This window comes from Arthrobacter sp. ISL-85, assembly GCF_018613675.1.
Classification (GTDB): Bacteria; Actinomycetota; Actinomycetes; order Actinomycetales; family Micrococcaceae; genus Arthrobacter.
In genome coordinates this window covers 46,494-58,662 of sequence record NZ_JAGGPQ010000011.1, presented here as the reverse complement: position 1 = coordinate 58,662, position 12,169 = coordinate 46,494, and the positions used below count along the sequence as shown (strand labels likewise).

7 protein-coding genes and 2 tRNA genes are annotated in these 12,169 nt (G+C 65.3%); 4 read left to right on the top strand and 5 right to left on the bottom strand.

Features of this window, described 5'->3' with window-relative positions; all coding sequences use genetic code 11:
• Window positions 1-116 precede the first annotated feature (116 nt).
• From J7I84_RS08355 to J7I84_RS08345, 3 genes are all read left to right on the top strand, one after another.
• The gene (locus tag J7I84_RS08355; RefSeq protein ID WP_214943281.1) at window positions 117-2,180 is read left to right on the top strand and encodes a TPM domain-containing protein; all 2,064 of its coding nucleotides are present in this window, start codon (window positions 117-119) and stop codon (window positions 2,178-2,180) included.
• Between the two features lie 107 nt (window positions 2,181-2,287).
• Entirely contained in the window at window positions 2,288-3,076 is a 789-nt protein-coding gene (locus tag J7I84_RS08350) for a PspA/IM30 family protein (RefSeq protein ID WP_214943279.1), read from the top strand.
• Window positions 3,077-3,165: 89 nt separating this feature from the next.
• Window positions 3,166-4,593, top strand: a complete 1,428-nt coding sequence (locus J7I84_RS08345) for a deoxyribodipyrimidine photo-lyase (protein ID WP_214943276.1) — start codon at window positions 3,166-3,168, stop codon at window positions 4,591-4,593.
• Between the two features lie 24 nt (window positions 4,594-4,617).
• On the opposite strand, the gene J7I84_RS08340 is transcribed toward J7I84_RS08345, so the two are convergent.
• From J7I84_RS08340 to J7I84_RS08320, 5 genes are all read right to left on the bottom strand, one after another.
• Entirely contained in the window at window positions 4,618-5,550 is a 933-nt protein-coding gene (locus J7I84_RS08340; protein WP_214943274.1) for a cytochrome b/b6 domain-containing protein, read from the bottom strand.
• A gap of 138 nt (window positions 5,551-5,688) precedes the next feature.
• Window positions 5,689-5,762 (bottom strand) — tRNA-Met (locus J7I84_RS08335).
• A 134-nt stretch (window positions 5,763-5,896) separates the two neighbouring features.
• A tRNA-Met gene (locus J7I84_RS08330) sits at window positions 5,897-5,970 on the bottom strand.
• A 117-nt stretch (window positions 5,971-6,087) separates the two neighbouring features.
• Entirely contained in the window at window positions 6,088-9,087 is a 3,000-nt protein-coding gene (locus J7I84_RS08325; RefSeq protein WP_214943868.1) for a UPF0182 family protein, read from the bottom strand.
• Between the two features lie 142 nt (window positions 9,088-9,229).
• On the bottom strand, window positions 9,230-10,444 hold the full coding sequence (locus tag J7I84_RS08320) for a PDZ domain-containing protein (RefSeq protein WP_396020048.1): 1,215 nt from the start codon (window positions 10,442-10,444) through the stop codon (window positions 9,230-9,232).
• A 136-nt stretch (window positions 10,445-10,580) separates the two neighbouring features.
• Between J7I84_RS08320 and J7I84_RS08315 the strand changes: the two genes are divergently transcribed.
• On the top strand, window positions 10,581-12,014 hold the full coding sequence (locus J7I84_RS08315; RefSeq protein ID WP_214943271.1) for a zinc-dependent metalloprotease: 1,434 nt from the start codon (window positions 10,581-10,583) through the stop codon (window positions 12,012-12,014).
• Window positions 12,015-12,169 lie beyond the last annotated feature (155 nt).

Here is a 12,169-nt window from a genome sequence, read left to right as displayed (position 1 = left end):
TAGAATCAAGATGAAATGCCACAGCGACCTGCGGCTTCACACCAAGCGTGGGGGCGCTGCTGGATTCGACGACTGATTCGTCCCGAATCGGTGTCAGGCGTGCTGAAGGGTTGCACATGCGGTCAAAGTTCAAACGTATCCTCGCCGTGATCGGCCTTGCCGGGCTGCTGGCGGTACCCGCCGGCGCCGCGTGGGCCGAAGACCCGGTCCCCATTCCCTCCGGGACCAACATCGTTGACGATGCCAACGTGCTGGGCAGCCGGAAGGGTGAAGTCCAGGATGCGATCCAGAAGCTCTTGAAAGACCACAAGTACAACCTGTACGTGGTGACAGTGAAGTCGTTCGACAACCCCACTGATCCGGCCGCCTGGGGAGCAGCAGTTGCCGGGCAGAAGAAGATGGGTAAGGCGGACGTCCTCCTGGCGATTTCAACAGCGGGCCAGTACTACTTCTCCCCCAACTCCGCCAGCACCATCTATTCCAAGAAATCCAACATCACCCAGAATGCGGTGGTGGCCAACCTCGCAGGCGGCAAGAAAGACTACGCCCAGGCCGCCATTGACACTGCCTCCGCGGTGGGCGATGCTGCCGGGGGCGGCAACGGCGACGTGTCATCCGGCAACGGGGCGGGCGCCGGCATCCTGGTCGGCGCGGGCGTCGTGGTGGCCGGAGGCGGCGCGTATCTCTACTTCCGCAACCGCCGGAAGAAGGCCGCAGGCCAGGTGGCGTCCAGCGGAAGCTACGGTCCGCAGGGTGCGGAGCTGGACCCGCTGGCATCGCTCAGCGTGGAGGAACTCCGCCGGAAGAGCGGTTCCCTGCTGATCGAAGCCGATGATGCCATCAAGTCCAGCGAGCAGGAACTCGGCTTTGCCCAGGCACAATACGGCGATTCCGCCGTCGGAAACTTCACCAAGGCCTTGGCGGAAGCGAAGGCCCACATGACGGAGTCCTTCAAGCTGCAGCAGCAGCTTGATGACCACATTCCGGATACCGAGGAGCAGCAGCGGACCTGGCTGGGTGAGATTATCCGCCGCTCCGAGGCCGCCCTCGAATCCCTCCAGGAGCAGAAGGCGGACTTCGACTCCCTGCGTGAGCTGGAGAAGAACGCTCCGCAGGCCCTTGCCGCCGTCAACGCCGGAGCCCGTGAGGCGGATGGCAAAATCGCCAGCGCCGAGCAGTCCCTGGCGGCCATGCGGTCCCAGTACGCGGACAGTGCGCTGGCACAGGTATCGGACAACATTGTGCAGGCCAAGGAACGGCTCGCCTTTGTGCAGAATGCATCCCAAACCGCCCAGCAGAAGCTGAGTGGGGGCGAAGGGAGCCTGGCCGCCGTGGCCGTCCGGGCGGCCGAGGAGAGCCTGCACCAGACCAACGTCCTCCTGGAAGCAATTTCCAAGGTCGAGGCCAACCTTGATGAAGCCCGCAACGGCCTCGAAGCCGCCGTTGTGGATACGTCCCAGGACCTGGCCCAGGCAAAGGCCATTATCCAGTCCGGCGCCCACGCGGAGCTGGCGGGCCCCGTGGCCGCGGTGGAGGCCGCTTTGGCACAGGTAAAGACCGAAATCCAGGGCGGACGGATCGACCCCATCGCCACCCTCCAGCGGGTGGAAACCGCCCACCAGTCCCTGGACCAGGCCCTGACCGGCATCCGCGACCAGCAGGAGCAGTCCCGGCGTGCCCAGGCGTCCCTGCAGCAGACCATCATGTCGGCGCAGGCCCAGATCAGCGCCACCTCCGACTACATCACCGCCCGGCGCGGCGGGGTGGGCACCGAGGCACGCACCCGGCTCGCAGAGTCCCAGCGGAACCTCGACTACGCGCTGTCCATCTCCCGCACCGACCCGGTCACCGCGCTCACCTACGCCCAGCAGGCGCACGCCCTGGCAGCCCAGGCAGCCCAGCTGGCCCAGGCCGACGTGGACCACTTCGACGGCTATGCCAACCAGGGCTTCAGCCGCGGCGGCATGTTCGGCGGCGGAGGCGGCGGCGGACTTGGCGGTGCCATCCTGGGCGGCATCCTGATCAACTCCATCCTCAATGGGGGCCACGGGGGCTGGGGCGGCGGTGGCGGCTGGGGTGACGGCGGCGGAGGCGGCGGCTGGGGTGGAGATTCCGGCGGCTTTGGCGGCGGGGACTTTGGCGGCGGCGACTTCGGCGGCGGAGACTCCGGCAGTTTCTAGGATCTTCCGCCGGACACGCCGGAAGATCCCGGCAGGCGGACAGACGCAGTACACCACTGTGCACCGGTTCCAGTGGTCAACACAGAGCAGGACGAAAGGCAAACACCATGGTTAAGCAGTCCATTTTCGGCCGGATCGCGCAACTGGCAAAGGCGAACATCAACTCGTTGCTGGACAACGCCGAGGATCCGCAGAAGATGCTGGACCAAATGGTCCGCGACTACACCAACAACATCGCCGAAGCCGAGTCCGCCGTGGCGCAGACAATCGGCAACCTCCGGATGCTGGAGGACGACTACAACGAGGACGTTAAGAACTCCCAGGACTGGGGCAACAAGGCCCTAGCCGCCTCCCGCAGGGCTGATGAATTCCGTGCCGCCGGCGACGTAGCCGACGCCGAGAAGTTCGACAACCTGGCAAAGGTGGCGCTGCAGCGCCAGATGGCGGCCGAAAGCGAAGCCAAGGGTGCAGAGCCGAGCATCGCCTCCCAGCGCGAGGTAGTGGACAAGCTGAAGACCGGCCTGGACCAGATGAAGAGCAAGCTCAACCAGCTGACCAGCAAGCGTAATGAGCTGGTTGCCAGGTCCAAGACGGCGGCGGCGCAGACCCAGGTCCACGACGCCATCAAGAGCATCGACATCATGGACCCCACCAGCGAGGTGGGCCGGTTCGAGGAAAAGATCCGCCGCGAAGAGGCAAAGGTCCGTGGACAGCAGGAGCTTGCGGCGTCGAGCCTGGACGCCCAGTTCAACCAGCTGGAGGACCTGGGCGAGCAGACGGAGATCGAAGCCCGCCTGGCCGCGCTCAAGGCCGGAAACTCCAAGCCTGCCCTGGGCGCCGCGAGCCCCGCGTCGTCCGAATCAACCGTCGACGAGGCAGACTTCGACAAGCTCTAAAAGCCCGGGCGGCGTCTCCGGTTGAAACGGCAATGGCCGGGACCGTGGTCCCGGCCATTGCCGCGTCCGCTGTGTGTAGCGTGGGTGCCATGACTTCCTCCGATGGCACGTCCCTGGTTTGGCTGCGCGATGACCTGCGGTTGGATGACAACCCGGCCCTGGCAGAGGCCGCCGGACGGGGTGCCCCGCTGACGGTGGCTTACATCCTGGACGAGGAGTCCGACGGCGTGCGGCCCCTTGGTGGAGCAGCGCGCTGGTGGCTGCACCGTTCCCTGGCGGCACTGTCCGCCGAGCTCGAAAGCAAGGGATCCCGCCTGGTGCTTCGGCGTGGCCCCGCAGGTGCGGTCCTCAGGAACCTCGCCAGCCAGACAAAGGCCGGCCACCTCTTCTGGAACCGCCGGTACGGGCAGCCGGAGCGGACCATCGACGCAGAGCTCGAGGAATGGGCAGGCAACAACGGAATCCAAGCCTCGAGCTTCCAGGCGAACCTCATGTTTGAGCCCTGGACTGTCAGGACGGGGGCCGGCGGCCCCTACAAGGTCTACTCCCCTTTCTGGCGGGCCTGCCTCGCATCACAGGACATCCGTGACCCATTCGAAGCGCCGGATACAGTGCCGCAACCCGCCGCAGCCGGCCGCGGCCTGCCGGCCAGCGACGCCCTCAGCAGCTGGAAGCTCCTGCCTTCCTCCCCCGACTGGAGCGGCGGGCTCGCAGAGGCCTGGGTTCCTGGTGAGAAAGGTGCTGTTAGCCGGCTCCAGGACTTTCTGGACGGCCCCATAGAGGAATACGGCACCGGCCGGAACCTGCCCGGAAGGGAGGGCACCAGCCGGCTGTCACCACATCTCCGTTTCGGCGAGGTCAGCCCGTTCCGCGTGTGGCGGGAGATCCGCCGCCGGCATCCGGGCAAGATCCCTTCCGGCGTGGGGACCTATCAGTCTGAGCTGGGCTGGCGGGAGTTCAACTGGCACCTGCTGTACCACAACCCGGATCTGGCCACCCGTAACTTCCGGTCCGCCCTCGACAACTTCCAGTGGGCGCCCCCCAACCGCCAGGAGATTGCCGCGTGGCAGCACGGAAACACCGGTTACCCGCTGGTGGATGCCGGGATGCGGCAGCTGTGGCAGACAGGCTGGATGCACAACCGGGTACGGATGGCTGCCGCGTCCTTCCTGGTCAAGAATCTCCTGACGGACTGGCGGATCGGTGAGGAATGGTTCTGGGATACCCTGGTGGACGCCGACGCCGCGAACAACCCCGCCAACTGGCAATGGGTGGCGGGATCCGGGGCGGATGCCTCGCCCTACTATCGGATCTTCAACCCGGTGACCCAAAGCAAGAAGTTCGACGCCGACGGCAGCTACCTGCGGGCCTATATTCCGGAACTCCGCGGGCTGCAGGGTAGGGAAATCCACGAACCGTGGGCAGCGGCCGCGGAGGGCTACCCCAAACCGCTCGTGGACCTGCCGGAGTCGCGGGAACGGGCCCTGGACGCCTACCAGAAACTCAAGGACGCCTGACGGCGTCCCCGGGGCCCTCCACCGTCAGCGGCTGACCTTGCCCATCAGCGACGCGATGGGCCGCAGGAAGATCGGGCGTGCCAGGAACCAGGCGGCAACCATGACCGCCACGGAGGCGAGGAACACCCAGAAACCAAACCAGCCGTCGTCGTCCCTGACCCCATACATATGGTTCAGGTTCCGCAGGGCACCGGTGGTAAGCACCAGGAAGATGTGGACCACGATGAACGCCACGAAGTAGAGCATCACCGGGAAATGGACGGCGCGTGCCCATTCGATCGGGTAGGCCTTATTCAGTCCTGCCGCCTTCTTGGGCCAGGCGGAGGACATCCGCAGGCCCGTGATGAAGGCCAGGGGCGCGGCGATGAAAACGGTGACGAAGTAGGCAAGGAGCTGCAGGGCGTTGTAGTTGATCCAGCCGTCTTCCGTTGGCCAGTCCAGCGACGCGTACTGCAGCGCGGCTGAGAGGGCATTGGGGACCACGTCCCAGCTGGTGGGCACGATGCGCATCCATTGCCCGGTGGCGAGCAGCAGGACGGCGAAGACGAGCCCGTTCAGGATCCAGAGGGCATCCAGTGTCAGGTGGAACCAGAGCTCAAGGCTGATCTTGGTGGGCGCGTTCCTGGTGCGGATCAGGCCCTTGTTGTTCCTGGTCCAGTGCCCGCTGGGCCGTGTGGTGGTCCGCACCTGCCAGCCGGTGCGGATGATCAGGAGGAGGAAGAACGCGTTGAGGAAGTGCTGCCACGCCAGCCACGCCGGGAATCCCACTGGGGCGTTGCCGGGCAGTTCGGACTGGCCCGGGTAGTCGGTGACAAAGGAGGCGACGGCGGGCAGTCCCACGAGCAGCCTGGCAATCAGCACCACCACGACCAGCGCCACGAGGACGGCAGGAACCATCCAGTAAAGCCGGGACCGCTTACCCGTCGCGGCGCCGGGCTTCTTGGTGGGTGTGGCCATGGAACAACATACCTCTCAGGAATGACTGGGGCTGCCCACAGATCGCGGGACCCTTCGAAAGAGAATACTAGGAACTGGGCGCATCCAAGGAAAAGAAAGGCCCCGACCGGCGTAACTGCCGGTCAGGGCCTTCATAAGTTGCGGGGACAGGATTTGAACCTGTGACCTCTGGGTTATGAGCCCAGCGAGCTACCGAACTGCTCCACCCCGCGTCGCTTGATCTACACTACCCTACTTTGGCGGCCGCCTCGACCACTCCCCCCCTCAAAGGGGGCATCTGGGAACAGGAGCACCCAGGGAAAACAAAAGACCCGGACATCGTGTCCGATGTCCGGGTCTTTCCCAGTTGCGGGGACAGGATTTGAACCTGTGACCTCTGGGTTATGAGCCCAGCGAGCTACCGAACTGCTCCACCCCGCGTCGCAAGAACTACTTTACCGGGAGGTGAACCGCAGGCCAAATCGGAACGGCGTGACGTCCGTTACGCCGCTCCCGGCACCCGTCCCGCGGGGATCGGGTGCCGGTGCCGCCGTCGTACTACTGCCCCGCTGACGGGGACGGCGAGGCGGAGGGCGACCCCGAAGCAGCGGGGGCCGGGCTGGCCTCCGGAGCAGTAACCGGAATCTTGGCCTCAGCGTCCATTGCCTTCTTCAGGGCTGCGGCAACCTTCTTCTGCGCGTCGCCGTAAGCAGCGAAGTCGCCGGCTGCAAGTGCCGTTTGGCCTGCCTGGATGGCGGAGTTCGCATCATCCAGGGCCGCCTTCAGCTGGGCCTTCGCATCCGCTTCTCCAGGGGTGGCAGGCGCTGACGGCCCCGCAGGTGTCTGGCCGTTGTTGGCGGAATCTCCCGCGGCTGCTCCGGAATCGCCACCGAAGAGCTGCTTGAGGGCTGCATCGAGCGTCGGCGCGAAGCCCACCTTGTCGCCAAAGGCCACCAACACGCGCTGCAGCGTGGGGTACGACGTCTCACCCGTCGACTTGAGGTAGACCGGCTGGACGTAGAGGATGCCGCCGCCCACCGGCAGCGTGAGCAGGTTGCCGTTCAGGACGTCCGAGGCACCCTGCCGCAGCAGGTTAAGTGCCTGCGACACGGTGGGATCTGAGTTGAACTTGTTTTGCGCCTGCCCCGGACCGGGCACCTGTGTTTCCGGCGGGATCTGCAGCAGCCTCAGCTTTCCGTAGCCGTCAGCCTTCACTCCGGCCTGGTTGCCAGCATCGGAGTCGGCCGCGAGGAAGCCGTACAGGACGTTGCGCGCGTTTCCATTCACGATCTGCGGGATGAAGGACGACGTCAGCTGGAACGCCGGCTTCTGCTGGTCCGGCATCTGCAGCGACATGTAGAACGGCGGCTGCTTTACATCCGTACTGACGGTGGGGTCAGCCGGCGTGCTCCACGCGTCGTTGTTCTTGTAGAAGCTGGTGGGATCCGTCACGTGGTACTGCCCCAGCAGCTCGCGCTGGACCTTGAACAGGTCCTCCGGGTAGCGGACGTGGCTCATCAGGGCGCCGGACATCTCCGAATACGGCTTCAGCGTGGAAGGGAAGACTTTCTGCCAGGCCTTGAGGACGGGGTCGGTGTCGTCCCAGGCATACAGGGTGACCGAGCCGTCATAGGCATCCACAGTCGCCTTGACCGAGTTGCGGATGTAATTCACCGTGCTGTTGGGCAGTGCCACGGCGCGGCCGGAACTCGTCTGGGAATCAGCAGTTGCGTCCGACAGCTGCTTCTGCTGCGAGTAGGGGAAATACTGGCTGGTGGTGTAACCGTCCACGATCCACTTGACCCGGCCGTCCACCAGGGCCGGGTAGGCGCCCCCGTCCACCGTCAGGTAGGGAGCCACCTTCTGCACCCGATCGCGGGGGCTGCGGTCATAAAGGATCTGCGAGTCGGTGTTCACGCCGTCCGAGAGCAGCAGGTCCGAGGACTGGAACTTGATGGCGTAGAGGATCTTGTTGAAGAACGACCCCACATTCGGCCCGCCGTTGCCCTTGAAGGTGTACTGGGTTTCGCCCTCCCCTTCCTTCCCGGAGGGGCGGTCCTGTTCGCGCGGACTTGCGCCATCAGGGGCACCCACGATCGAGTATTCAGGCGAAGACTCACCGAAGTAGATCCGCGGTTCGTAGGTGGTGTCGTTACCCAGCACGCCGGTGGATGGAATGCCGGACTGGAGGAATTCGGGCTTGCCGTCCACTGTGAACTTGTTGCCCTTGGCCGCCACAACCCCGTAGCCGTGCGTGTACACCACGTGCTGGTTCAGCCAGCCCTGCTGGTTGGTTGCGACGTTCGTGGGGTTCAGCTCACGCACGGCAATCACGGTGTCCTGGATCTTGCCGTCCACCTCGTAGCGGTCCACGTTGAGGGCCTTGGGGAACTGGTAGTACGGGCGGTACTGCTCCAGCTGCGCAAAAGCGTCGGAGATCAGGTTCGGATCCAGGAGCCGGATATTTGCCGTGGTCTGGGCGTCGGGGGCCAGCGCGCCGCTGTTGGCAGTGTTGGTGGCGTCATACCGGGTCTCCTGGATGCCGTCCAGGCCGTACGCCTTGCGGGTGTTCTCGATGTTGCGCTGGATGTACTTGCTTTCCAGGGTCTGCTCCGACGGGCGGACCTGGAACTGCTGGATCACCCAGGGATAAACGCCGCCGGCGAGGATAGAGGTGATGATCAGCATGGCGGTGCCGATTACCGGCAGGCGCCAGCGGCCGATGACGGCGGCAACGATGAAGAGGATGGCCACCAGGACCGCAGCTACGGCGAGAATTGACTTGGTGGGGATGACGGCGTTGACGTCGGTGTAGAGGGCACCGGCCCAGCGTCCGCCGTTGCTTTGGACGGAAGAGTAGCGGTCCAGCCAAAAGTTGACGCCCAGGAGCACCAGGAACGCGGCACCGATAACTGCGATGTGGATCTGCGCCGCGCGGCTGGTGAACACACCGCGCTCCATCAGCCGGATGCTGCCGTACAGATAGTGCGTGAGGATGCCGGCGATGCCTGCGATCACCACCACGCTGATGAGGAACCCGGTGACGAACCCGAGGAACGGCAGGGTCATCAGGTAGAAGCTGATGTCCATGTTGAACTGCGGATCGGGTTGGCCGAAACCTACCTGGTTGAAGAAGAGCAGGACCTTCTGCCACTGGCTCGCGGCTGCGCTGCCTGCAAAAAGGCCGAACAGGACAGGAAGGCCGATCATGACAATCCGGCGGACCGGCTCCAGCTGCGCCTGGTACCGGTTGAGGTTGTCCCGGATCTCAGAGTCCGGGGCGTAGACGGGCCGGGAGTTGTAGGCGATGCGGATTGAGAAGAAAACCGCCGCGAACATGATGGCGAAACCGGCCACGAATATGGCGATCTTGGCGAGGTTTTCGGTGACGAACACTCCGATGAAACCCAGCTGCTGGTACCAAAGGACGTCGGTCCAGACGTTGGCGAAGAAAATGAAGCCCACTACCACCAGGGCAACGACGATCAGGGTGGGCGTCAGGGCGCCCCGTCGCGAGGGGGGCCTTCCTGTGGACGTGGTGCTGGCGGGACGGGACAAACTGGGTACCTCATAGCTGGTCGTCGAGACAATCGAAGCGTGCGAGCGACGGACGGTACCGGTCAAACGGCTGGTTTCGTCCGTCATCAGTGCCACGAGTGGCGGTAATGCTTAGTTCCTGTCGAGTCTAGTTGCGCCCAGTCTATTTGCCGGTGCAGCCCGGGAGCGCGGATATGTCCTGCCCGCTTCCGGCCAGTTCCACGGCGTGCCGCGCCTCCGCAAGGTTTTCCACGCGGACTACCTGGAGGCCATCGGGGATGTGGCCGGCTACCTCGTCGCAGTTGCCGGCAGGCGCCAGGAACAGGGAGGCTCCGGACGAGCGCGCACCCCGCATTTTTTGCCCGATACCGCCGATGGGTCCCACGGCACCGTCCGGCGAAATGGTGCCGGTGCCCGCGATGTGTTTGCCACCGGTGAGGTCGCCCGGGGTGACCGTATCAATGATGCCCAGTGAGAACATGAGCCCGGCGCTGGGGCCGCCCACCTTGTCCAGGGAGATCTGCACCTGGAACGGGAAACTGAACAGGTACTTCAACATGACGCCGAGGATGAAGCGGCCCTGGCCGTTGTCCTTGGGCGTCACCTCCAGGGCAACGGACTGGCCGGCCCGTTCCACCGTCAGGGCGGCCGGGGCGCCCTTGCCCGCGGCCAGTTCATCCTGGATGACCGTGAGCGAGGTGATGTCCTTGCCGTTGATGGACTTGAGGATGTCCCCTTGCTGGATCTTGCCCGCTGATGCCGAATCCTTGGACAGGCCTGCAGCCTGGAGCTGCTGGCCGTAGGGGATCTTGAGTTCGTTCAAGGCGGAGGCCACGGCGTTCTCCTGCGAAGTGGCCATGGCAACCGCGCTCTGCTCCTGGGCCTCTTCCTTGGTGGTACCCGTGGGATAGATCAGTTCCACCGGGTAGACGGCCTTGGAATTGTCCAACCATGCGGAGAACGCATTGAGGATGCTGACGGAGCCCGTGGGACCGCCATCGACATACACGGTTGTGAGGTCCAGGCTTCCGGCCGCGGGATACGTTTCGTGGCCGCTGACGTTGATGACCGGATGGCCCTGGCTCTCCCCCAGCGTGTTGTAGGTGGGCCCGGGCGACTCGATCACGTAGGGCACCGGAAGCGTGCCCACGGCAATTCCCAGCCCCAGCGCCGCCAGCCCGGCAACCATCATGGTGGATAACCGCCGGCCCGGGCGTCCGGCATCGGCCGCGCCGGTGCTCCCGCCCGCACCCGCTGTGCCGCCGCTTCCGTGGGCGCTTTCCGTTGGATTGGCGGCACCCGATGGCCCGGCGCTGGCGAAGGGGGAAAGATCGGGAACGTGGTCCTCGGAGGGATGGCCGCCACGGGTTGTAGTCACCCCACCAACAGTACGCGGTGGAGGCACGCCGGAAGGCTTTGCCTAGAGCGAACGACGGCGGCGGGCGGCAGACAGCCGACCCCCACCGGGGTACCGTGAAGGTTGATCAACAGTCACACCATCGATCGGCGGGACCATGACCTCCAATCCACTCAATCCGTCCAACGGCGACGACACCCCCAAGGACCCGTTGACCGAAATGCTGCAGAACCTGATGGGCGGCAAGGGGATGGAAAACTTCGACCCCTCCGAACTCGCCAAGGCTGCCGGCCTGCCGGATGACCCCAACCTGCTGGCCCAGATGTTCTCCCAGGTCCAGGCCATGATGAGCGCCCCGTCCGAGGGCCCCGTCAACTGGACGCTGGCCCACGACAACGCCCGCCGCGTGGCCGCCGGCAGTTCAGACCCGTCGGTCTCGGCCCAGCAGTCCCGGGAGGTGGACGAGGCGCTGCGCCTCGCCGAGCTGTGGCTGGACCCGGTCACGGACCTGCCCGGCACCGGCCTGATCGGCAAAGCCTGGTCCCGCGCGGAATGGGTGGAGGCCACCCTGGGTACCTGGAAGCGGCTGACCGAACCCGTGGCCAACAGCATCGCCAATGCGCTCTCCTCCGCCATGACGGAGCAGATGCCCGAGGAAATGAAGTCCATGATGGGCGGCGCCTCCTCCATGCTGCAGAACATGGGCGGGGCCATTTTCGGCATGCAGCTGGGCCAGGCCATTGGCGCCTTGTCCCAGGACGTGGTGAGCTCCACCGACATCGGCGTCCCGCTGGCCGACCTTGAAATGGCTCTCCTGCCAACAAACGTTGCCGCTTTCGGCCAGGGCCTGTCCCTGCCGGAGAACGACATCCGGCTGTTCCTCGCCGTCCGGGAAGCCGCGCACGCGCGCCTCTTCGTGCAGGTTCCCTGGCTGCGCGGCCACCTGCTGGGCGCCATCGAGGCATACGCCCGCGGCATCCACATCGACACCTCACGAATTGAGGAACTCGCCCGCGACCTGGACCCCAGCAACCCTGAAGGCATCCAGGAGGCCCTCTCCCAGGGTGTGTTCATGCCGCAGCGGACCCCTGCGCAGGAGCAGGCGCTGGAGAAGCTCGAGACCGCGCTGGCCCTGGTGGAGGGCTGGGTGGACGAACTCACCGCTGCTGCCACAGAAAAGGTGCTGCCGTCGGCCGGCGCGCTGCGCGAAACCGTACGGCGCCGCCGGGCAACGGGCGGTCCCGCCGAGCACGCCTTCGCTTCCCTCGTGGGGCTGGAGCTGCGCCCGCGCAGGCTCCGCGACGCCGCCACCTTGTGGGCGACACTGAAGGAGGAACGCGGCATCGAGGGCCGGGACGCCATCTGGCATCACCCCGACCTGCTGCCCACCGCCGAGGACCTGGACGACCCGAAGGGCTTCAGCTCACGCCGGAAACTCGCCGAGGCCAGCGACAGCGAAGTTGATGACGCACTGCAGAAACTGCTGAGCGGCGGTTTCGACGACACCTCCACTGAAGAGGGCGGGACCGGGGAGGCGGGAGCTGACGGCGGCACTGACGACGACGGCGGGCCCGAGCAGCCCAGTAGCTGACACTGTACCGGCGGGCCAGGATTTCCTGGCCCGCCGGGGTGTTTAACGTCCAGTGGGTTCCGGGCCACCGCAGGTCAACAGTTCGGGAACTGGTGGGCTGACTGTTCCGAAACTGGTTGGTTGACTGTTCCGGAACTGGTTGCCTGTCCGTTCAG

Excerpts from the sequence above, each read along its gene's own strand:
- J7I84_RS08340 (WP_214943274.1), bottom strand. The coding sequence starts at position 5,550 with ATGGCCACACCCACCAAGAAGCCCGGCGCCGCGACGGGTAAGCGGTCC.
- J7I84_RS08355 (WP_214943281.1), top strand. The coding sequence starts at position 117 with ATGCGGTCAAAGTTCAAACGTATCCTCGCCGTGATCGGCCTTGCCGGG.
- J7I84_RS08315 (WP_214943271.1), top strand. The coding sequence starts at position 10,581 with ATGACCTCCAATCCACTCAATCCGTCCAACGGCGACGACACCCCCAAG.
- J7I84_RS08350 (WP_214943279.1), top strand. The coding sequence starts at position 2,288 with ATGGTTAAGCAGTCCATTTTCGGCCGGATCGCGCAACTGGCAAAGGCG.
- J7I84_RS08345 (WP_214943276.1), top strand. The coding sequence starts at position 3,166 with ATGACTTCCTCCGATGGCACGTCCCTGGTTTGGCTGCGCGATGACCTG.